This is a genomic window from Catonella massiliensis (genome assembly GCF_016651435.1).
Taxonomy (GTDB): Bacteria; Bacillota; Clostridia; order Lachnospirales; family Lachnospiraceae; genus Catonella; species Catonella massiliensis.
Genome location: NZ_JAEPRJ010000001.1, coordinates 266,509 through 288,158, shown reverse-complemented (window position 1 = coordinate 288,158; position 21,650 = coordinate 266,509). Strand labels below are relative to the sequence as shown.

Here is a 21,650-nt window from a genome sequence, read left to right as displayed (position 1 = left end):
GGTGCTGATGTCCCTAAGGACACACCTATCTTGTATGTCGGACAAGATAAAATCTTACTTTTTCTTAAGGTAAGTAAGAATGTTTATAAGCAGAACTCCGAAGGACATCAGCAGTGCTAATATCCCCAGAAAAATCATAACGATTTCATAATCTGTCATACACATCCCTCCCTTCGTATAGTTATACTTAGGGAGTTTTTATTTTGCCACAGATACTCTCCAAGGAATATTCTACCACTCTGTTTTCATTCTTTCAACACGGTTTTATTCAAATATAATATTAACTTGAATTTCTATAAATAAAAAAGGACTGTGCTTTCACACAGACTATCAGACATGCTGTACAACAAGAAAATCTTCCGCACACATAAAAAGACCGCTATTTCTAGCGGTCCTGATTATTATGCATAACTTAGTATTATCTAAGCAATGAAAGAACACCCTGAGTAGACTGGTTAGCCTGTGCAAGCATTGACTGTCCTGCCTGAGCAAGAATGTTGTTCTTGCTGAAGTTAACCATTTCTGTAGGAACATCTGTATCACGGATACGTGACTCAGCTGCCTGTGTATTCTCAGATACGTTGTCAAGGTTGAGTACTGTATGCTCAAGACGGTTCTGAAGAGCACCAAGGTCTGATCTCTGATCAGAAACAACTTTAATTGCTCCCTGGAATGCCTCGATTGCAGACTCTGCGCCATCCTGAGTTGTAAGGTCCTGACCACCTGCACCAATTGTGTCTGCATCCATAGCACCGATGCTGATTTCAATTGTCTGATCCTTAAGAGCACCTACGTGGATCTTCTTGTCAGTAAAGTCACCATCGAGAAGGTTCTGTGTATTGAACGCTGTTGTATCTTTGATACGGTCAATTTCAGATGTAAGAGCTGTTACTTCCTTCTGGATTGCACCTCTGTCGTCCTCAGTATTGGTATCGTTCGCTGCCTGAACTGCGAGTTCGTTCATTCTCTGAAGGATAGAGTGTGTCTCGTTAAGAGCACCTTCTGCTACCTGGATAAGTGATATACCATCCTGTGCGTTAGCTGAAGATCTGTTAAGACCTCTAACCTGGCTTCTCATCTTCTCAGATATTGAAAGACCTGCTGCATCGTCTGCTGCTCTGTTGATCTTGTAACCTGATGAAAGTTTCTCAGATGATTTTGCCTGTAATGAGCTTGTGATACCAAGCTGTCTGTTTGAGTTCATTGCTGTAAGATTGTGCTGTACTACCATAATAATTTTCCTCCTTGAATTAACTATCGGCTTCCTTGCCGCTATTTTTGTTATTTTGTAAGTGAGGCTTCAACTAGGCCCCGGCCGTAAGCTCTGTATTCTCTTCCTCACATAATATATATCGGCGGTGGAATCCAAAAACTTAATAGATAATTTAATATTTTAAAAAAATATTTGTAAAATCCTTTTACTGCAATAAATCATCTATTATTCTATACTTTTAATGGGGTGTTTCAGCATTTGTGAATACCCTTCTTTTATAATTCTAACATGCAGTTACAATTCTTGCAATATGCAATTTAAAAATTTCAAAAATTTCGTATTTTGTAACCAAGATGTAACATAAAAAAGTGTGTGCTCGCACACACTTCGCGCGCGAGCGGTGCCGTAAGGCAAATTCCCCTGCCGCGAGCTGTGCATCCCTCGGAGAGTTTTTTGTTTGACAGGTAATTTCGGAGAAATTTCCTGTCAAATAAAAAAAGACCGCTATCTCTAGCGGCCTTTCTCATTATGCGTACCTTAAGATTATCTAAGCAATGAAAGAACACCCTGAGTAGACTGGTTAGCCTGTGCAAGCATTGACTGTCCTGCCTGAGCAAGAATGTTGTTCTTGCTGAAGTTAACCATTTCTGTAGGAACATCTGTATCACGGATACGTGACTCAGCTGCCTGTGTATTCTCAGATACGTTGTCAAGGTTGAGTACTGTATGCTCAAGACGGTTCTGAAGAGCACCAAGGTCTGATCTCTGATCAGAAACAACTTTAATTGCTCCCTGGAATGCCTCGATTGCAGACTCTGCTCCATCCTGAGTTGTAAGGTCCTGACCACCTGCACCAATTGTGTCTGCATCCATAGCACCGATGCTGATTTCAATTGTCTGATCCTTAAGAGCACCTACGTGGATCTTCTTGTCAGTAAAGTCACCATCGAGAAGGTTCTGTGTATTGAACGCTGTTGTATCTTTGATACGGTCAATTTCAGATGTAAGAGCTGTTACTTCCTTCTGGATTGCGCCTCTGTCGTCCTCAGTATTGGTATCGTTCGCTGCCTGAACTGCGAGCTCGTTCATTCTCTGAAGGATAGAGTGTGTCTCGTTAAGAGCACCTTCTGCTACCTGGATAAGTGATATACCATCCTGTGCGTTAGCTGAAGATCTGTTAAGACCTCTAACCTGGCTTCTCATCTTCTCAGATATTGAAAGACCTGCTGCATCGTCTGCTGCTCTGTTGATCTTGTAACCTGATGAAAGTTTCTCAGATGATTTTGCCTGTAATCCGCTTGTGATACCAAGCTGTCTGTTTGAGTTCATTGCTGTAAGATTGTGCTGTACTACCATAATAATTTTCCTCCTTGAATTTGTATTCAGCTTCCTTGCTGAATAGTTAATATAATATAGTTATAAAACTTTTGGCCTCTCTTTAAGGCCGTACACTCCTTTTGATTAGCCTTAAGTTTTACCTTCACAATATATATCGACATCGTTTTCAAAAACTTTAGTATTTTATAATTATTTTTTTTTGTCCACGAAATATGTTGTGCCATCCACACTACCATTCATATTGCTGTAGTATTTTGTGACTGCATTGCTGTTTAGGTTATAGCTTCGAATCTTGTCCTTACCTTTAGAAACCTTAAGATCGAACTTAATCTGGTTTCTTCTTTCGCAGGCTTCTATCTCCACTCCCTTATCTACAAGTGTTCTGATTGAATTCTGAAGCTTCTCTATCTTGTCTTTATAGGACTCAGGATTCTCCTTAATCATTTCCCTTACTCTGTTATAAGTAAGCTCAAAGCCTTCATCAAGCTTATTTATCTCTTCAATCAACGCACTTTTTTTGTTTATGAGATTGTCAAAATTCTCTTCATCAAATTCCTCTTTGCTAAGCAGGGTTTCTTGTGCCTTTGTAAGTTCAAGCACCTCTTCAAGTTTCTTTCCCTTCTTAACCAGAGAATCAGCCATAAGTTCTAAGTAATTTCCCACTTCTGTATTCATTATGAATTCTTTGCCGCCTTCATTACTTCTACCCATACGTCCCTCATTCCTCTTATATCCTCAAGGGCTTCATTAAGCTTATCTGCATCCTTTCTGATGTTAGCCATAAGCAGGTTTCTTAATATGCGCTGGTAAATGATATCAAAATCCTTGGCTACCTTATATTTGAAGTCCAGGGTTCCCTGAAGCTCCCATATAATGTTCTGCGCTTTAATCAGGTTATTGTTTGCCTTCTCTACGTTCTTCTCCTCAATGCCGGCCATTGCCTGGTTACAAAACTTGATAGCTCCATTGTAGAGCATAAGTGTAAGCTCAGCAGGCGTAGCTGTATTTATTGATGCTCCCTGATAAAGACTAGCTGCGTTTGTCATCGTACTCCCTCCAAATGTATGTCTGTTACTAATTACAAAGTATATATCGGATAAAGCAAACTTTACTTTAGATGCTTTAAAAATTTAATTTGTGAAATAATATTTTTCCATTTGTGATTTTATATATTAAAATCACGAATACGAACAAAACTATTTACCTTACAGTGGCTTCGCCCTCTTTGCATTCAAAAAGAGATACCATAATCATGATATCTCTTCGTAATCTTTTTATTATCTTCCAAGCATACTCTGAAGCTTGGCACTCTGGGAATTCATGGTAGACATAGTTTTTTCCATAGCAGCGAACTGCTTGTAGTACTTGTCTTCCATCTTATTTAGCTTGTCTTCAAGTGTGGTATATTCTTTCTTGTATGTAGTAGAAAGCTGTACCATCTCTTTATCGTTATAGAATGTCATAGCAGATGAAAGGCTGGTACCCTTCATTGCATCCGTCATCTTATCATAAAGATTTTTCATTATTCCCTGAAGAGCCTCTGCTGTTTCAGCTGGATTCTCTGTAAGAGCCTTCTTTAGCTTGTCTTCCTTTGCAGAATATACTCCGTCCTCAGAATCTCCAAATATATGAAGCAGTCCCTTTTCTTTATAATCAGAAGAGGTCATAACTCCAAAGCTTGCGAGGCTGTACTTGGTTCCGCCTTCGCCGTTTGAATCAGCTCCAACTTTTACTGAGGTCTGCATAGCTTCCCTCATACCATTAAGTACATTGCCAAGCTTCTCATCTCTTCTAAGAAGGGAATCCTTTATCTTCTTTTCCCAGTTCTCAACATCCTTTTCAGACATGTCCTTCTTCTGGTCAGCTGTAAGAGGAGAATATCCTCTTGAAGAACCTGCATAGTAGAGCTCATTCATCTCTTTTAAGAGAGAATTATACTCTTTAATAAAGCCCTTGAAGTTGTTATATACTGAGTCTACGTCAGTAGTAGCACTTACTGAAACACTCTTTCCGGCATCACCTAAGTTATAGTCAGCAGTAGTTCCTGACACGGTTATATTAAGACCGTTAATGGTGTTGGTGTTTGTAGCTGTCTCGTACTCAGTACCGTCTACCCTAAAGATAGCATTCTTTGCATCAAGCTTGGTAACTCCTGAACCTGAAAGACCTAGTTTTTCAAGTCCACTTGTCATGCTCACATCGTTTTTAGACTCCTTAATCTCAAAAGCATTGGCTAAGCCGCTCTCTTTTGAAGATAAGTAAATTCTCTGCTGCTTGGTATCAAGACTTGCATTAATACCAGCCTTCTTAGCTGCATTAAGGAAGTCTCCAACTGTGGTGTCACCGTTTACCTCTAAGGTATGCTCCTTATCGCCTACCTTGAATGTAATCTCCTCACCAAGCTCGAATCCATTGTCTGTAAGCACTGAATCCTTACTGAAATCTTCAATATCTGTTACCTTTGCACCGGTCACACTCTGGGATGTAGCCACCTGCTTAACCTGTATCTTATGTGCTCCGTCAGAAGCAGATGGTTCACCGGTAACCTTAACTACACCTTCATTTGTGCTTGAAGTCTTCTTAGTTGTATAAGCACTTGAGAATCTAAGCGCAGATATCTTATTGGTATAAAGAGAATAAAGCTTGGTATTAAGCTCTTTCCACTTTTCCTGTTTCCATTCAAGCTTGGTCTTCTTTCCCTCAACCTTGTTTAACCTGGTTCTCTGCGCATCCATAATCTTCTTGATCATGGCATCAGTATCCGTGCCAGAGTTAATTCCTGAAAGTCTTATTGGCATATCAATTCCTCCTTACCTTTTTTCGTCAACAACTATACCTGCCAAATCATGTATTCTCTCAAGTATACTTTTGTTTTTATCAGGCGGAATCTCTTTGATTAGTTCTCTGGTTATCTCATCATATACCTTTATGGAAATCTTCCCGGTTTCCTTGTTATACGAAAAAGCTAACCTTCTGTAACCGTTTGACTGCTTAATCCTCTCATTCGCCTGGTCAATTGCGCTCTTTATGCGGTTCTCATCTTCTGAGTCCGCAATCCCGTTTTCGTTTCCCTGGTTGTCAGTCTGTCCAACATAACCGTTCTTGGCACGACCGGTAATAGCTACGTCGATGTCAAATTTAGTCTCTCTCCCACTTTTTGCGGGGTAGCTAATATTGCCGTTTAGTTCGATGCCAGACTGACTTACAGCATTAGGCATCACTTTAAGACTCATTTGTTCACCTCCATGTAAACTTAAATCATACAATCCTTTGCATGTTGAAATAGTTTTAAAACATAGAATACGCTTTCTATAAGTCTTATCGGCAGTATCAGGAGTAAACTTAACCCCTCCTGTATTTTATTCGAAAATTTTGTTTATATCCTTCATACCCTTCTCTGAAGCATGGGAAGCCTCTCTATTAGACTCCTGTATCTGCTCGAACAGTTCTTTTCTATATATCGCAACGCTCTTAGGAGCCTTGATTCCGACTTTTACCTGTTCTCCCTTTACTTCAAGGATGGTAAGCTCAATGTCATTTCCGATAATGACACTTTCACCGGGTTTCCTTGATAAAGCTAACATTCCTATTCCTCCTCTTACTTATTTTTCTCTGCCTTCATTTTCTGAACTGATTCGTAGATGCTAAACTTAATAGGATAGTCCTCGTTATTTACTATAACCTGTATTCCCTTGCGGTTTACAGGATTGATAAGTATAGGAGCCCTGAAGTTAGCAGTTGTCTTGCTAGGGTCCTCACTTGGAATAGTAATAGTTAAAAATGTAACAAGCTCTTCATCCTTAAATTCTCCGAGTGGCTTAAGAAGCTCATCTTCAACAACAGGCTCATATACTGCAGTAACTGTATATGGGTTGATTACAGGAAGAGCAAGCTCTGCCATATCAAGTGACTGGAACCAGGAAATAGGGCCCTCGGAACCCTTTTCAATGTCATAAATAAGTGTCCAGCGTTTCATATCCTCGAAGCCCATAATCCCATTGTCAAATGTAAGGATTTTCTCATCTTCGATATCAACTTCTCCAAAAAATCTTGTCTTTACAAGCATGTTTTCCACCTCTTTCATTTAGGTTATATTGTTAATGTTTATCTTAAAAAGTCCAATAATGAATTCTGCACTACCTTTGCACCTGCCTGAAGAGATGCATTGTATATGACATTCTGTGCATTAAAGTTAATAATAGTCTCGGCAAGATCCGCATTCTCATTATTTGACATAAGGTCGGTAAAATCATCAGTTTGACCGGAAAGTCTCTCTTCCGTAAGGTCAAGTCTTGCATCGCGGCTACCAAGGTCTGCGATAGCCTTATTTACTACGTCCTGATAGTCCCTTATGCTGTTAATGGACTTGGAGAATCTCTCCTGCATAACCTTTTTCTTAAGGGTAAGCTCTGTGTTCATCGCCTCCTTAAGCTGCTTAAGGCTTGCGAGGTCATTCTCGTCTGTAGTATTGCCTATTACCTTGTCTACCTCTTTGATTTTACTTTCTACCAGATTCACATCCTCAATGCTTGTAAGAATTCCGTCAAGCTCTCTGCCAAGGTCCTGAGTAAGCGCATCCTTTGCCTGAGTATTTATCTGAAGCCTCTGGTTGAAGCTTACCTCATACTCTATATCCTGGTCTTCCTTTTTGTAGTTGATTATCTTACTTTCATCTTCTGTAAGATTACCGTCCGCATCAAAAGGAGTTGCTGTGCAGTCAAAATAGTGTTCAGGACGAACATCGCCAGTTTGGAATTCAGTCTTATTATACACTACATTGAAGCTTTTTGCACTCTTAAGATTTTCATAAGCTTCATCAGAAAGAATGAGCTCTCCTGTGTCAGCTATGAACTTTGCTCCTGTCTCAGGCTTTTCATAAGCTTTTGAGTCTTTAGAGGTGAGTACCTCTCCATTTTCATTTGTAGACGTTATATCAATGGTATCTTCATTGCCATCGGCATCCTTCACTGTAAGCTTTGGAAAATCATCTGAGGCGGTATCAAGGTTCTTGTATGAAAGCCTTATATAATTTACTGCCATATTCTCTGCGTGCTCGGTAAAATCATTGGTGCCGCCAGGTTCATAGTCCTTAAGGGAGAATCCGCCGTAAGTCCTAAGGCTGTTTTTGATGGATGTCTTATCAAACTCTTCAGTAATTGTATACTGCTTGCTCTTATCATTTTCAAGGTATGTAAGGCTTGTATCTGTCTTATAGCCCGTAAACACATATCTTCCGGCGTAGTTCGCATCACCCTCCTGGTATATCTGCTGTCTGTACTGTGCCATTGTCTTCATTATGCTTGCACGGTTCTCAGCAGTAAGACTGTCCTGGGAGCCCTGAGTGGCAAGGCCATGAAGTGTTTTGCAGATGTCTGTCACCTGAGTAAGTGCACTTTCAGTTACCTCCAGCCAGCTCTTTGCATCCGGAACATTCTTCTTATAATACTGCCTTATCTCAGTAAGATTGTTACGAAGCTTTAGTGCCCTGACTGCCACAACCGGATCATCAGAAGGACGCTGTATCTTCTTTCCTGTCTGATACTGTTCCTCTATACCCATAAGATTGAGCTTGTTAGTATTTATGTTAGCCAGAGTATTGTTGGTCATTATCTGGTTGGTAACTCTCATCATAGCCTTAAGTCCTTTCTATATCACTATCACTTTGAAATTAAACTGCCATTTCATTAATCAGCTTATTATATATTTCGTTCATTACTGTAATTACTTTAGCAGAAAGATTATAACAATTTCTAAATTTAACCAAATCCATTGCTTCTTCATCACTGTCAACGCCGGAAATAGAGAGCCTTTGGTTATTAATTGCCTTAACCATCATATCCTGATTTTTTGCAAATGTTTCTGCTGTCTTTGCGCCTACACCTATATCAGATGTAAGTGACTGGTAGAATTCCTCAGGCTTACCATGGTCAAACATGGTTCTATCCCTCTGAAGACTCTCAAGCTTCTTCATTACATCTGTATTCTCTATACCCTCAGATATCGTGCTTGCTGCGGCAATAAGGCTTGGATTTTCCTTAAATGTCCTTGTTACGGAATAATTATGCGCAACAAGCCTGTAGTATGTCTCGTCATCTGAAGAGAACTCTGTTATTTCGTTGCCGCTTTCATCCTCAGTTCCAGGCACCTTGAACTTGTAGTTCTCACCTGTGGTCTTGTCAATACCATTAAAGAAGTCTTCTCCCTGATTGCCGTCAAGGTCCACGCCTGTCTTATGCACCTCATTAAATTCTTTGGAGAACTTTCTTACAAAGGTATTTAACTGGTCCAGGTAATAAGGAATTCCCTTAAAATTAACCTGCTCGCCTATCTTTGCCACCACCTTTGAATCCTCGCTTATGTCCTTAGTGATAGGCTTATCTTCCTTTAGCTTAAAAATATATTTATATTTATCTTTTCCTGTATCTTCGTCTTTCTCAATCTTTACGTCAAAGCCTGTATATTCATACTCTTCGCTGCCTAACTGTATACGTCCTCTAGGAGGGAAGTTCATTTCCTCAATGCTGTTGATGTTGGTGTCTTCAAGAGTAATCTCTGTATCGCCCTCTGAAGCCTCTTTTACGTGACATCTAAGAGACGCCATATTGTTGCCGTCACGCATCTCAAAGAGGGCACCAAGCTTACCGCCCAGGTGGCTGTTATGTGCGCTAAATCCCTGACCGTCTGACCAGGTCACGTCATATAGTCCCTCTACGTCGTTTATATTGCTTATATAATCTCTTGGCACCACATCAAGCTTATTGGCTCTGTAGTTATTTACAAGATAACCGCCATTTATCTTAACTGTATAATGAGTAACTCCCGCAAGCTTCCCATCAAGAGCCTCGCCGATTTTCTCCTCCTTAACACTTACACTTGTAAGCTCGGAAAGCTTGTCCACAAGGAGATTTCTCTGGTCACGAAGGTCGTTTGCAAAGCCTCCGCTTACCTCTACCATGTTTATCTGCTTGGTAAGGGTTGCAATCTGGTCTCCGTATGAATTAATGGTATCTACGGTATTTTTAATAGCAAAGTTAACTTCATTCTGAGTATTTTTTAAGTTCTCAGATACATTGTTAAAATACTCGGTAAGTGCATAGGCTTGGTTTACCATCTGTGCCCTTGCAGACTTACTTGTAGGATTTTTTTCAACCTCTGACATACCATTAAAAAGGTTCTTGAAGTTGGTATTGAAGCCACCGTCCTTTATTTCATTTAAGAAATTTTGGATGTTGTTTAAGTAATAAGACCTTGTTTCATATTCTCCGTTAACCGTATTGGCAGAGCGGTATTTTAAGTCATAATACTCATCTCTTACCTGTGAAATCTTATTAGCAGTAACACCTGTTCCTACCATACCATAGCGCTGTGCGATGGCAATAGGATCCTTTGCCTGACGGTTAACCTGCTGGCGGCTGTATCCTTCTGTCCTTGTGTTAGTTATATTGTGCGCAGTTGTATTGAGCGCAGCCTGATAGGTATGAAGTCCTGACGTACCTATATCCAATCCAAAAAATGTTGATGGCATATATCTCTCCTATTTGTTCACGAATAGGCCTTAACCAAGTCTGGTTACAACGTGCTCAAGCATCTCATCTATAACAGTAATATACCTGGATGCTGCATTAAAGGCCTGTTGAAATTTAATCATATGTGTAAGCTCTTCATCTGAAGAGGTCCCAAGCACCTGCTGCCTCTGGTTGTCCACACTCTGGGTTGTGGTTTCCTGGCTCTTAGCCATAGCTTTAAGGGTGTGGCCTGTATTGGCTACCTCAGAAGTAAAAGCTGTATAATACTCCATAAAAGTATTCTTAGTAAGTGTATTTGGATTTAATACAGCAAATTTTTCATCCCATACTTTGTTTAGCTTTGCCGCTATATCCATACTGTAATCGCCTGTGTTGGTGTTATAGCTTAAAGGTATGAGAGAAACATTTTCCCTTATCTGCTTATTTACCTCAATTTCTCCCATAGAGAACATCGAGTACTTAGAGCCCTCATAGTTTGGATCATAGTCCTCACTGTTGTAGAGCATTACCTTCTTGCCGTCCATCTCCACATCAAGCTCTTTATAACGAGGCGTGCTCTTTCTATCAAAGAGTGCATTACCCGGTGTTTTAGTTTTATCTGCACTCACCGGTGCATTCTTAACATCGAGGATGGATACCTTGTACCTTCCTGTAGGATTGCCTAGGGCATCTTTCTCCTCTATCTTATAGTCTTCGAGATCTGAAATATCTATATTAGGAATCTCATCTCCCTCAAGCACCTTGCCTTCTGAATTCTTCCACACCGGAACTCCTCCGTCTGTCCAGGTTGCAGTAAGGTTAGGTGCAAGTATGTCATTTATCATAGTAGTAAGACCGTGGATTAACTGGTCAAACTGAGCCTCTGTATTGGTTAAAAGAGAAGGCGCTACTGTATTGTTGTAGTTAACCTTTGCCTGCTCAAAGGCTCTCATAGCACTTATATAATGCTCGTCATCTTCGCCCTCTTCATAGTCCTCAGGCTTTGGCTGTACAGGAATGTCTGTATATCTTCCCTGCCTGCCCCTTGCAAGAAGGAGGCCCTTAAGTGAACCTATATCTGTATCTGCTGCTGATGTTGGAGGGAAGTCAAAGTTAAATACTTCTCTTGGTTCCTTATCATCATTTATATCAAAGTTCCACACAGGAGTGTGTAATTTAAGTTCATCATCAGTGGTCTTAAGGCCTATCTCATTTACTCCGAATTCGGTTACAAACTGCGTTCCCTCTACTGTTACAAGTACAGAGCCGTCTTTGACTTCTTTGTAGCTAACCTTCACATAGCTTCCAAGCTCATCAAGAAGCTTGTTTCTCTCGTCTCTGTAGTCGTTTGCTGACTGACCGATGACCTCTTCCTTGCGGACTTCATCATTTATTTGATCAAGCCTTACTCCAATCTCATTGATACGCTTCACGTTGTTTTCTATCTTAAGATTGATATCCTGTCTTAAGCTTTTAAGCTGAGTAGTAATGGTATGACAACGCTCTATAAAAGTTCCCGCTGTCTCAACCAAAGAAGTTCTTGCGACCACGCTCTCAGGCTCCTTCTGAAGCTCCTGAACGGATTTCCAGAGATCTTGCATCGAGCTCTGGAAGGTTGTACCCTGAAGCTCGCCAAAAAGATTTTCTACTTCTGTCACTATTTCTGCCTGTGCATTGTAGAATCCCTGTCTTCCGCTCTCCCTTCTAAAGGAATCATCTAAGAACCTGTCTCTTAGCTGTCTGATTTTATCTACGATAGAGCCGTGGCCGGTCTGGTCCATATATCTAAGTGTCGCCGTTCTCTCGTATTCCTTATCAACAGTAAGCACCTGCTGGCGCACATAGCCCTTGGTATCAACGTTGGTTAAGTTGTGTGCAGTCGCGTTAAGCGAATTCTGGGCCGTGTTAAGGCCAGAAACTCCCACGCCAAAGCTTGTCATTAAACTCATATTATATCTCCCTGCTGTAATTAACTCTTAGCATCAAACATCCCGCTATTTTCACCCTGAAGTTCTACTTCTGAGGATGTATTATACTGTCCTACTCCCGGAGAGGTCCTCAGGCTCTGAAGCAGATTCATATCAAAATCAATCATTTCGAGCGACTGCTTTATAAGCATCTGATTTCTCTCATTAAGCATAGCTAGAAGGCTAATAGTGCTTTTAAGCTTATCGTGTATCACCCTAAGCTCCTGCTGCTCTCTTTCCTGCCCTCTTATCAGATTGATGATGGAAAGGAAGTTTAGTTCACTTTCCTTCTTATTCATAACTACGCCTATATTACGAATGACCTCCTGTCTTTTCTTTTCCAGTTTGCTGATTCTGCTCACTAAAGCCTGCTCTTCCTCAGTAATGCTGGTTAAAGACTGGAGGTCATTTTTTACAATTATTCGGGTTTTTTTCTCAGCGAGAGGAATGATTTCACTGTAAATCCTTTCCTCTTCGCCTAGGACCATGATTAGTTCTTCAATTAAGCTCGCCATAGTTCCTCCGATTATTTATTTGCCATCTTCTATTCTAAAAACGTCCCTCTAGAAGTTTATCAGCTATATCTCTTGCAGAAACAGAGTAAGTACCGTTCTCAATTGCAGACTTAAGCTGTGCAACCTTGTCAGTACGGACATCAGAAGCAGAATTCACCGCTGTCCTTGCTACCTGAAATGTCTTAGCTGCATCAGAGATTTCAACTGTGTCACTGCCTCTCTCAGTCTTAGCCACGGCTTCAGGCTTTCTTGCCTTGCTAACATTGTAAGCGTTTGAAATCTGTCCAAAATTATCTACTCTCATAACATCACCTTCCATTAATCTGTTTTGGTTTGGATATAAATTAACCGATAAATAAATCTCCTAACCAAGTTCAATTAGTATCTCTGATTTATTTATCGGCAAAAATTATCATTACTTTAGTCTTTTTCTTTTAAAAATCTCAAAAAACGAAAAATTTTTTTACTTTGTTTTGCTAAGCCCCGGATAGTCCAAGGTAGCAAAATAATCAGCAGGTGTTTCAGCCCTTCTTATAAGTTTAACTCCCCCCGCCTCTGTCCTTAAAAGCTCTGCCGATCTGAGCCTTCCATTGTAGTTGTAGCCCATTGCAAATCCGTGGGCCCCTGTATCGTGGATGACCAGATAGTCTCCCATATCAATATGAGGAAGCATCCTGTCTACCGCAAACTTGTCATTGTTCTCACAGAGTGAGCCGGTCACATCATACTTAAACTCTTCCTTCTCATCTTCCTTACCAAGCACCGTTATATGATGATAAGCTCCGTACATAGCAGGCCTCATAAGGTTTGCCGCACAGGCATCCACACCTATATACTCTTTGTAGATATGCTTCTCGTGTATAGCCTTAGTTACAAGATGTCCGTATGGAGCAAGCATAAATCTTCCAAGCTCTGTAAATATACTTACATCCCCCATACCATTTGGCAAAAGGATTTCTTCGAAGGCTTTTCTTACTCCTTCACCTATGACAAAGATATCATTTGGCTCCTGTTCAGGTCTGTAAGGAACTCCCACACCTCCCGAAAGATTAATAAAGCCAATATGAACATCACATTTTTCCTTAAGCTCTACAGCCAGCTTAAAAAGTTCCGTTGCAAGCATAGGGTAATAGTCATTGGTTACTGTGTTGCTTACAAGGAATGAATGTATGCCAAATTCCTTTACGCCAAGCTCTTTAAGACGGGTAAATGCCTCAAACATCTGTGCTTTGGTCATACCATACTTTGCATCATTTGGATTATCCATAATGTCATTGCTTACCTTGAATACTCCGCCCGGATTGTAACGGCAGCTTATTTTCTCAGGTATGCCTGCACAGTCTTTTAGAAAGTCTATATGGGTTATATCGTCAAGATTGATGATAGCCCCAAGCTCTCTTGCCTTTACATATTCTTCAGCAGGAGTAACATTTGACGAAAACATGATATTTTCTCCTGTTATTCCACAGGCCTCACTCATCATAAGTTCTGCAAGAGATGAACAATCTGTTCCACAGCCCTCTTCTTTTAGAATATCTAAAATATATGGATTAGGTGTAGCCTTTACTGCAAAGTACTCCTTAAAGCCCTTATTCCAGCCAAAAGCTTTTTTTAGCTTTCTAGCATTTTCCCTAATCCCCTTTTCATCATATATGTGGAAAGGAGTAGGGTAGGTCTTTACTATTTCCTTTACCTCATCTAATGTTACAAACGGTATTTTTTTCATAAAACCTCCACATCGGTATACTTGTATACAATATCAATATGATATTATAACAGATAGACTTTGTCAATCTTTCTATATAGCCTCCTTCTTTTCCTTAGTAGTCGATATGAAGACTAATACACAGCCTACAACTGAAATTATGGAGCCTACCACAAGCATCCCATTTGTACCAAGAATATCTATAAGTGCTCCACCAAGAAGAGAAGCAAAAACTATTCCAAGTGTATTAGACATAGTCATATAAGCCTGTCCCTTAACTCTATCACATTCCTCTACAGCGTGGTTTGCATAATAAACTGTAGCCACTACAAAGGTTGCAAAGCCAAACAACTGACAGACCTGTACAAAGTAAAGGCTCATCACATTAGGTACAATAAGAGTGAGGATTATCTTAAACATAATGCCTACACTACCAACCCTTACCCAGGTGCTGCTGTCTCTCTTTGTGACAAGGAAGGCAAAACCAAACATAACAGGTATTTCAAATACTGCTGCCAAAGCAAGGCATACACCCATATTGGTGTGAGTTCCGCCCTTAAGCATAACAATCTGGTATAAAAATGTATTAATAAGATTATGTCCTACGTAGGCACAAACAGCTCCCACTAAGAATATAGCAAGTTTAGGGTACTTCACTAAGAAAGGCTTAGTCTCATAAGTCCTCTCCTCCACAGCTTCCCGGTGTCTTTTGGCCTTCTTAAAAGGAAAGAAAACAGTGCCCGCAAGCAGAATGGAGGCTGATATCATAGTTGCAATAGGAACTATGCTTAGGTCATCATCTTTTACAAAAGCTCCCATCGAGTTCACAAGTACCGCATAAAGCAAGGAGGCTGTCCCTCTGGCAACTCCGTAATTAATCTCCTTCCCCTGGTTCATCATTTCCATAGCAAGAGAGTTAGTAAGAGGCACCATTAGCTGCATGATAGCGATAAGTGCACCAAATACTATGCCGGCTACTAAGAAGAGATGGTTGCCAAGTGCCAAAAGCACACCCGCTAGAACAAGCTGGAAACTCGCAATCATGGTGAGAAGGGTTTTAACTGACTTGGCATTCTCCTTATCCGCATAAGCAGATATCAAAGCCTGTAATACTGCGGATATCACGCAGCCCAGTCCTGAAATTATACCAACTTCTGTATTGGTAAATTTCTTTGCAAGTAAGAAAACTGAAGTATACCCCATAAGGGGAGCGTACATCGCCCACATGCCAATCTGAACAAATATATAATTCAGTGTAAGATTCTTCTTTTCTTTCATTTTGTACCTGAATCCTTATTATTTATTTTCCCCAACAATCCGAGCATTCCCTAAAAGCATTCACAATCTTCTCATTACAATGTTAAATGTTAACAACCATCATTCTATGATGCGCCATCGCATAATAACTCCTATGACTCTGCAAAACACATGATAAAACAAAAAAGCACGATTATCAATTCTTTATTTTAAATTTTTTCTGCGTTTTTTAGAGAAATTTCTTCTTTTACATACTTCTTAAAGGTCTCTCCTCTTTCTTCAAAGTTCTTAAATATGCCGTAGCTTGCGGCAGCAGGACTCATGATGCAGGATTTCCCCTTCTTAGTTATCTTCTTTGCAAGCTTAACTGCATCATAAAGATTGTCCACAAGATGAAGCCTGTCTGAATTGTTTAACTCCATATAGCCCATCTTTATCTCCTCCCTAATCCTTGCCCCTGTAGTCTCCATAAGAATAATATTAGGAACCTTAGACTTTTCAAGGTATTTTATAAGAGGCTCGTAGTCTATTCCTCTGTCCATTCCTCCTATGATTATAGTATCAGTATCACTTATGGTATTCATCGCTTCTATCGCTGTAGCAGGAATTGTGGAAATGGAATCGTCGTAGAATTTTATCCCGTCTACATTCCCCACGAATTCAAGGCGGTGCGGGAGAGGTTTATATGTCCTTAGAGCAGCCTCAAAGCCTTCTATACTTACACCAAGGTCCGTGCAGACAGCGAAAGCTATAGCTATATCAAAGAAATTGTGAAAGCCTCTTAAGGCTGTTTCATGCTCTTTTATACTAAAGGTAAATGTTTTGTGGGATATGAAATCTCCTTCTACAAATGTAGTGACATGCTCGTCATTTTCAAACTTCTTATCATCTCTATTAAAGTCATAAACCACAGTTACCTTGGACTTAGCCTCACCCTGCTTTGGTATAACCCCGGTTCCGCAGTAGAGCCTATCTCCCTCTTTTTGATTTCTGTATATGTTTTCCTTTGAAGCCCTGTACTTTTCAAAGCTGCCATAGTGGTCAAGGTGTTCAGGGAAGACATTTAGATATACACCGATATGAGGAGAATACTTACCGTATTCAAGCTGATGGCAGGAAAGTTCAAATACTACCTTTGTATCATCCTTTATCGCGTCTATGAGTCCAAAGGCAGGTATACCTATATTTCCAACCAAAACTGTATCAAAGCCGTTTTCCTTTAGTTCGTGGTAGATGAGGGTTGTGGTAGTGCTCTTTCCCTTTGTACCTGTCACTCCTATAGTCTGTCCTCCATATACCTTCAGGAAATACTGAGCCTGAGAAGTTACAAGTGCCTTGTACTCTGAAAAAGGCTTAGGAAGAACTACACCGGGGCTTTTAAGTACTATGTCAAACTCATCAATATGTGAAAGATAGCCATCTCCCGTTATTGTACTTATATCGATGTCCTTACTTCCTGCTTTAGTGACTATATCCCTTGCTTCCTGAGTATTGATATCATTCTGATCCGCAATGGCAATTTCACTAACTCCTCCTGCCCTTGCCACTACCTCAAGATTTAGCTTTCCTTCTCTTCCAAAGCCCAGAATGAGTACCTTTTTCTCTGATATTTCTTCTCTTAATTCTTTAATAAGTTTATTTTCCATTTTTTGCCTCTTTACCTACTCATTAAATATTTCTAATACTGCTCGATATTAGTAATTTACAATTCTAAGTTGTCGAATTACATAAACCAGCCTAAGTGACGCTCCGAATGATAACATTTCAGACTCGCTCCGGCATCCGCTTCGCTACGCCTAATGCGCTCGCTTAGAATTTATCATTCGGAGCTGATACCTTAAATTAACACACATAATAACTCAAATGCCAAATGAAAGACAGCTACTCCCCCACCTGCCCCATTTGGCTGATGTGTTTGTTTTTGCCGACTTATCAGTTAAACAGCCGGAACTAATAATGCCGCATAGTTCGCCGTTTCCACTCTGACATCGTGCTACGCACTCGTCACTCGTGGACGGCTATTATATAGGCAGGACTTACACACTTAGCTTCATTGCTTCGCAATTTGCTAAGTGTGAGTCACTGCCAAAAAGCGAGCGCATTAGGTTTTTCGTCATCATTCAAAAACTTAACCCGGCATCTTCCAGAAAAACCGGAGCGAGTCTGGACATTTATTAGTGGAGGCGTGACTTAGCCATCAGACAACACATCAGCCCTACAACAAATCAGTGTCAGGCAAAATTTAAGGCACCTGCCTTAATTTTATTAAAACAGATGCCTTATATAACAACCACCTATCAACATCTATAGGCTTATGTTAGCACCGGAGCCGTCATTTTTCAAGCTTAAACCGGTATAAAAATCAAATTAAAGCAAGCCGCCTATAGCTACAAAAAGAGGCGCAAATACAACTGCAACTATAGTCATAAGCTTAATAAGAATATTGATTGAAGGACCTGAGGTATCTTTGAAAGGATCTCCCACTGTATCACCTACTACTGCTGCCTTGTGTGGCTCACTTCCCTTTCCTCCAAAATGTCCCTCTTCTATGTATTTCTTAGCATTGTCCCAAGCACCACCTGCATTACTCATCATGATTGCAAGAAGTACACCTGATGAGAGAGCTCCTGCAAGCATACCACCAAGAGCCTCAGTTCCCATAACTATACCCACAGCAAGAGGAGCCGCTATAGCCATAAGTCCCGGAAGTATCATCTCTTTAAGTGCCGCCTTGGTTGATATATCTACGCATTTTGCATAATCAGGCTTAGACTTGCCCTCCATTATGCCCTTGTCCTCTCTAAACTGCCTTCTAACTTCCTCTATCATATCATTTGCAGCCCTGCCCACAGAGTTCATGGTCATAGCTGAGAAGAGGAAAGGAAGCATAGCCCCTATAAAGAGACCTGCTATTACAAGAGGATCAAGAAGGCTTATTGAATCAAGCTTTGCCACCTGTGAATAGGAAGCAAAGAGAGCAAGCGCTGTAAGTGCCGCTGAACCAATGGCAAAGCCTTTACCTATAGCAGCTGTGGTATTGCCTACAGCATCGAGCTTGTCTGTTATCTCTCTTACCTCGTGAGGAAGCTCACACATTTCAGCTATACCGCCCGCATTATCAGAAACAGGACCGTAAGCGTCTACCGCAACTGTCATGGCTGTGGTTGAAAGCATACCTACGGCTGCAAGCGCAATACCGTAAAGTCCTGCAAAAGCATTGGCAACAAGGATACCTGCTGCAACGCAGATAATAGGCCAAAGTGTAGACATCATACCTACGCCAAGTCCTGATATAATTGTAGTAGCTGAGCCTGTCTGTGACTGCTCTGCTATCTTTTTAACATGCTTATAATCTCCTGAGGTATATATCTCTGTTAGCTTTCCTATGGCTATACCAACTATAAGTCCCGCTATTATAGCAATGGCAGGATTGTAGGTATTAAGGAGCATCTTGCTCATTACAAATGAAGCAACGATAACTATGATACCGCTCACATAGGTTCCTGCATTAAGTGCTGACGCAGGGTTGCCCCCTTCTTTACCTCTTACGAACATAATGCCAAGGATTGAGGCGATTATGCCTATAGCTGAAAGAAGTAATGGGAAGAGTGAGCCCATATAAGGGTCAAGAGCAAACTCTGCTCCTATCTGAGGTGTAATCTTTGGAATAACTACAGCTAAGGTAATAGCTGAAATGATTGAGCCTACATAGGATTCAAAAAGGTCTGAGCCCATTCCTGCCACGTCACCTACATTGTCGCCTACGTTGTCCGCAATAACTGCAGGGTTTCTAGGATCATCCTCAGGGATGCCTGCCTCTACCTTACCTACAAGGTCTGCTCCTACGTCTGCTGCCTTGGTATAGATACCACCGCCTACACGTCCAAAAAGTGCCATAGATGATGCACCAAGACCGAAGCCTGTGATTACATCTGCTGCATCTACTCCCATTGCCACAAAGATAACTCCAAGTCCACAGAGTCCAAGACCTGTTACACAAAGTCCCATAACAGCACCTGAACGGAAGGCTACCTTAAGAGCCTTAACCATACCGCCGTCTTTTGCTGCGTTGGCAGTCCTTACATTTCCTTTTGTTGCTACTGTCATACCAAAGTAGCCTGCAAGCACTGAAAGCAGTGCACCTATCACATAAAGTACGGCTGTAACCCAGCTGTTAAGCAGCACACCGATTAGCACAAAAAGTACAACTACAACGACCACCATAGTTTTGTACTCTCGTTTAAGAAAGGCCATAGCTCCCTCGTGGATGTAGCCGGATATTTCCTTCATCCTATCCGTTCCACTGTCCAGGCCTCCTATCCATTTTGCCAGACCAAAGGCAAAAACAAGTGCAATCGCCGCGCAAATTGGTACTGAAATTGCTAAAGTTCCCATTCACATACCCTCCTCATTATTAGTTAAGATGCTAATTATCTCCGTTTAGCTTTTAAATTTTAGTATGTTTTTAGATAAAAAGCAAGCTTTTTTAGTTATTTATACCAAAAAATTATAAATAACGCCGAATAAAAATGTTAATCTTTTAACAATTCATAGGAATTGCAAATTAAATCCAAATGTTTATCAATTTTTTCTATCTATTTTTTCGCAACACTGTTTTATAGGTCACTCTTTTTGATATGTTACACGCATTTACTGCTACATTTTAGGTTTAGTTTTTCAGTAAATTATTCATATGAGGATGTTTTATATGCGATTTGGAATTTCGGAGTAATTTCATATTGAGCAAAAGTAAAGCAGAGTAAAATAATTTACCCTGCTCTACAACACTTTAATGTTTTCAGCCTATTTATGCAAGCCTTGCACTTATATCCGTCTTAAAGAACTGCTTCATGGCAGCCTCAAGATAGTAGGTATCCTTTACGCCGCCGCTCTCATAAGGAGAATGCATAGCCCACTGTGCCATGCCTATGTCTACCGCATTGAGCGATACCTGGGTATTGGATATATTACCAAGGGTAGAGCCTCCTGCGGCATCTGAACGGTTGACAAAGGTCTGAACAGGCACCTTTGCCTCGGCGCAGATTTCTCTAAATACAGCTCCCGACACTGCATCTGTGGTATATTTCTGGTTAGCATTGTACTTGATAACCACTCCCTTGTTAACAACAGGCCTGTTGCAAGGGTCAGCCTTTTCTGTATAGTTTGGATGTACAGAATGGGCATTGTCAGCTGATACCATAAAGCTCCTTGCCACAGCCTGATGATAACTTTCCTCATCCCCGCCAAGAGCCTTGTTTACACGTATGAGCACATCCTTAAGGAAGGTAGAAGCCGCCCCCTGCTTGGTTCCTGAGCCTACCTCTTCATTGTCAAATACCGAGTGAACTACTATATTATTCTTGTTTTTGGCTTCTACTATGCTTTCAGCTCCTGCAAATGCGCACTGAAGGTCATCGAGCCTGCCTGCAGCTATAAACTCATTATCAGCTCCCCAAAGAGTACCTTTAACCCTGTTTGATAAGAAAAGGTCTGTATCTAGTATGTCTTCCTTAGCAATGCCAAGTTCTTTTGCCACAATATCATAAAGGGTGACATTTGAACCAATCTCTGCAAATATAGGCTGGGTGTCAATTTGAGCATTATACTTATATCCCTCATTTGCCTCACGGTTCATATGAATAGCAAGGTTTGGCATCATGACAATATCTCTATCTATATGAAGAAGTCTCTCCTCAATCTTCTTGCCATTCTTTACCATTACCCTGCCTGCTATTCCAAGAGGTCTGTCAAACCAAGGTGCCATAAGCATCCCACCGTATTTTTCGACATTTAATTTTACAAAGTTCTTTTCTACATTTATCTCTGCATTAGCCTTTATCTTAAATGTAGGAGAATCACTGTGTGCAGAGGTTATATTAAAGCCCTTAAAGTCTGCCTTTGGTACTCTAAAGGCTATGATGGCAGAGTTATTTCTGGTTACATAGTAATCACCGCCTTTAACCACATCAAATTTGTCTTTCTCGCAAAGTCTCTTAAACCCTGCCTTCTCATACATTTTAGACAAAGCATTTACTACATGAAACGGACTTGGGTTACTGTCCAAAAAATCAATCAGCCTTCTAGAGGCTTCTACGTATTTATCCATAATCATTTCCTTTCCTTTGATACGACTTTATATAGTATTTTATC

Annotated in this window: 18 protein-coding genes; all 18 read right to left on the bottom strand. The window is 40.7% G+C overall.

Annotated elements, in window-relative coordinates; translation table 11 throughout:
- Positions 1 to 418: 418 nt before the first annotated feature.
- The 18 genes from JJN12_RS01225 to JJN12_RS01140 all read right to left on the bottom strand — a co-directional run bounded on the left by JJN12_RS01225 (position 419) and on the right by JJN12_RS01140 (position 21,606).
- Positions 419 to 1,231: a flagellin N-terminal helical domain-containing protein gene (locus JJN12_RS01225; RefSeq protein WP_208427984.1), complete on the bottom strand. Its 813-nt coding sequence runs from the start codon at positions 1,229 to 1,231 to the stop codon at positions 419 to 421.
- Between the two features lie 525 nt (positions 1,232 to 1,756).
- Entirely contained in the window at positions 1,757 to 2,569 is an 813-nt protein-coding gene (locus JJN12_RS01220) for a flagellin N-terminal helical domain-containing protein (protein WP_208427983.1), read from the bottom strand.
- A gap of 171 nt (positions 2,570 to 2,740) precedes the next feature.
- Complete coding sequence (locus tag JJN12_RS01215) at positions 2,741 to 3,262, bottom strand: hypothetical protein (protein ID WP_208427982.1); 522 nt, start codon at positions 3,260 to 3,262, stop codon at positions 2,741 to 2,743.
- Positions 3,226 to 3,597 carry a flagellar export chaperone FliS gene (fliS, locus tag JJN12_RS01210; RefSeq protein WP_208427981.1) on the bottom strand — a complete coding sequence of 124 codons (372 nt, stop codon included), beginning with the start codon at positions 3,595 to 3,597 and terminating at the stop codon, positions 3,226 to 3,228. The genes JJN12_RS01215 and fliS overlap by 37 nt, the downstream gene beginning before the upstream one ends.
- 231 nt (positions 3,598 to 3,828) lie before the next feature.
- A complete protein-coding gene (gene fliD / locus JJN12_RS01205; RefSeq protein ID WP_208427980.1) occupies positions 3,829 to 5,349 on the bottom strand; it encodes a flagellar filament capping protein FliD in 1,521 nt (506 codons plus the stop codon).
- 12 nt (positions 5,350 to 5,361) lie between these two features.
- On the bottom strand, positions 5,362 to 5,784 hold the full coding sequence (locus tag JJN12_RS01200) for a flagellar protein FlaG (RefSeq protein ID WP_208427979.1): 423 nt from the start codon (positions 5,782 to 5,784) through the stop codon (positions 5,362 to 5,364).
- Between the two features lie 126 nt (positions 5,785 to 5,910).
- Positions 5,911 to 6,135: a carbon storage regulator CsrA gene (gene csrA, locus JJN12_RS01195; protein WP_208427978.1), complete on the bottom strand. Its 225-nt coding sequence runs from the start codon at positions 6,133 to 6,135 to the stop codon at positions 5,911 to 5,913.
- A 14-nt stretch (positions 6,136 to 6,149) separates the two neighbouring features.
- Positions 6,150 to 6,617: a flagellar assembly protein FliW gene (gene fliW, locus JJN12_RS01190; protein WP_208427977.1), complete on the bottom strand. Its 468-nt coding sequence runs from the start codon at positions 6,615 to 6,617 to the stop codon at positions 6,150 to 6,152.
- Between the two features lie 38 nt (positions 6,618 to 6,655).
- Positions 6,656 to 8,182: a flagellin N-terminal helical domain-containing protein gene (locus tag JJN12_RS01185; protein WP_208427976.1), complete on the bottom strand. Its 1,527-nt coding sequence runs from the start codon at positions 8,180 to 8,182 to the stop codon at positions 6,656 to 6,658.
- 37 nt (positions 8,183 to 8,219) lie between these two features.
- Entirely contained in the window at positions 8,220 to 10,076 is a 1,857-nt protein-coding gene (flgK, locus tag JJN12_RS01180) for a flagellar hook-associated protein FlgK (RefSeq protein ID WP_208427975.1), read from the bottom strand.
- A 30-nt stretch (positions 10,077 to 10,106) separates the two neighbouring features.
- The gene (gene flgK, locus JJN12_RS01175; protein ID WP_208427974.1) at positions 10,107 to 12,005 is read right to left on the bottom strand and encodes a flagellar hook-associated protein FlgK; all 1,899 of its coding nucleotides are present in this window, start codon (positions 12,003 to 12,005) and stop codon (positions 10,107 to 10,109) included.
- Between the two features lie 20 nt (positions 12,006 to 12,025).
- On the bottom strand, positions 12,026 to 12,538 hold the full coding sequence (locus JJN12_RS01170) for a flagellar protein FlgN (RefSeq protein WP_208427973.1): 513 nt from the start codon (positions 12,536 to 12,538) through the stop codon (positions 12,026 to 12,028).
- Between the two features lie 34 nt (positions 12,539 to 12,572).
- Complete coding sequence (flgM, locus tag JJN12_RS01165; RefSeq protein ID WP_208427972.1) at positions 12,573 to 12,842, bottom strand: flagellar biosynthesis anti-sigma factor FlgM; 270 nt, start codon at positions 12,840 to 12,842, stop codon at positions 12,573 to 12,575.
- Between the two features lie 159 nt (positions 12,843 to 13,001).
- Positions 13,002 to 14,264, bottom strand: a complete 1,263-nt coding sequence (locus JJN12_RS01160) for a diaminopimelate decarboxylase (protein WP_208427971.1) — start codon at positions 14,262 to 14,264, stop codon at positions 13,002 to 13,004.
- A 72-nt stretch (positions 14,265 to 14,336) separates the two neighbouring features.
- Entirely contained in the window at positions 14,337 to 15,521 is a 1,185-nt protein-coding gene (locus JJN12_RS01155) for an MFS transporter (protein ID WP_208427970.1), read from the bottom strand.
- A gap of 188 nt (positions 15,522 to 15,709) precedes the next feature.
- Positions 15,710 to 17,146, bottom strand: coding sequence for a UDP-N-acetylmuramoyl-L-alanine--D-glutamate ligase (gene murD / locus JJN12_RS01150; protein WP_208427969.1), 1,437 nt, complete (start codon positions 17,144 to 17,146; stop codon positions 15,710 to 15,712).
- Positions 17,147 to 17,867: 721 nt separating this feature from the next.
- A complete protein-coding gene (locus JJN12_RS01145) occupies positions 17,868 to 19,895 on the bottom strand; it encodes a sodium-translocating pyrophosphatase (RefSeq protein WP_208427968.1) in 2,028 nt (675 codons plus the stop codon).
- Positions 19,896 to 20,307: 412 nt separating this feature from the next.
- Positions 20,308 to 21,606 carry a M18 family aminopeptidase gene (locus JJN12_RS01140; protein WP_236013619.1) on the bottom strand — a complete coding sequence of 433 codons (1,299 nt, stop codon included), beginning with the start codon at positions 21,604 to 21,606 and terminating at the stop codon, positions 20,308 to 20,310.
- Positions 21,607 to 21,650: the final 44 nt, after the last annotated feature.

What these genes read in the sequence shown, in the direction of transcription:
- JJN12_RS01160 (WP_208427971.1), bottom strand. Translation starts at nt 14,264, where the DNA reads ATGAAAAAAATACCGTTTGTAACATTAGATGAGGTAAAGGAAATAGTA.
- fliD (WP_208427980.1), bottom strand. Translation starts at nt 5,349, where the DNA reads ATGCCAATAAGACTTTCAGGAATTAACTCTGGCACGGATACTGATGCC.
- flgK (WP_208427974.1), bottom strand. Translation starts at nt 12,005, where the DNA reads ATGAGTTTAATGACAAGCTTTGGCGTGGGAGTTTCTGGCCTTAACACG.
- JJN12_RS01225 (WP_208427984.1), bottom strand. Translation starts at nt 1,231, where the DNA reads ATGGTAGTACAGCACAATCTTACAGCAATGAACTCAAACAGACAGCTT.
- JJN12_RS01185 (WP_208427976.1), bottom strand. Translation starts at nt 8,182, where the DNA reads ATGATGAGAGTTACCAACCAGATAATGACCAACAATACTCTGGCTAAC.
- flgM (WP_208427972.1), bottom strand. Translation starts at nt 12,842, where the DNA reads ATGAGAGTAGATAATTTTGGACAGATTTCAAACGCTTACAATGTTAGC.
- JJN12_RS01170 (WP_208427973.1), bottom strand. Translation starts at nt 12,538, where the DNA reads ATGGCGAGCTTAATTGAAGAACTAATCATGGTCCTAGGCGAAGAGGAA.
- fliS (WP_208427981.1), bottom strand. Translation starts at nt 3,597, where the DNA reads ATGACAAACGCAGCTAGTCTTTATCAGGGAGCATCAATAAATACAGCT.
- JJN12_RS01200 (WP_208427979.1), bottom strand. Translation starts at nt 5,784, where the DNA reads ATGAGTCTTAAAGTGATGCCTAATGCTGTAAGTCAGTCTGGCATCGAA.
- JJN12_RS01140 (WP_236013619.1), bottom strand. Translation starts at nt 21,606, where the DNA reads ATGGATAAATACGTAGAAGCCTCTAGAAGGCTGATTGATTTTTTGGAC.
- JJN12_RS01215 (WP_208427982.1), bottom strand. Translation starts at nt 3,262, where the DNA reads ATGGGTAGAAGTAATGAAGGCGGCAAAGAATTCATAATGAATACAGAA.
- JJN12_RS01145 (WP_208427968.1), bottom strand. Translation starts at nt 19,895, where the DNA reads ATGGGAACTTTAGCAATTTCAGTACCAATTTGCGCGGCGATTGCACTT.
- fliW (WP_208427977.1), bottom strand. Translation starts at nt 6,617, where the DNA reads ATGCTTGTAAAGACAAGATTTTTTGGAGAAGTTGATATCGAAGATGAG.
- flgK (WP_208427975.1), bottom strand. Translation starts at nt 10,076, where the DNA reads ATGCCATCAACATTTTTTGGATTGGATATAGGTACGTCAGGACTTCAT.
- csrA (WP_208427978.1), bottom strand. Translation starts at nt 6,135, where the DNA reads ATGTTAGCTTTATCAAGGAAACCCGGTGAAAGTGTCATTATCGGAAAT.
- murD (WP_208427969.1), bottom strand. Translation starts at nt 17,146, where the DNA reads ATGGAAAATAAACTTATTAAAGAATTAAGAGAAGAAATATCAGAGAAA.
- JJN12_RS01155 (WP_208427970.1), bottom strand. Translation starts at nt 15,521, where the DNA reads ATGAAAGAAAAGAAGAATCTTACACTGAATTATATATTTGTTCAGATT.
- JJN12_RS01220 (WP_208427983.1), bottom strand. Translation starts at nt 2,569, where the DNA reads ATGGTAGTACAGCACAATCTTACAGCAATGAACTCAAACAGACAGCTT.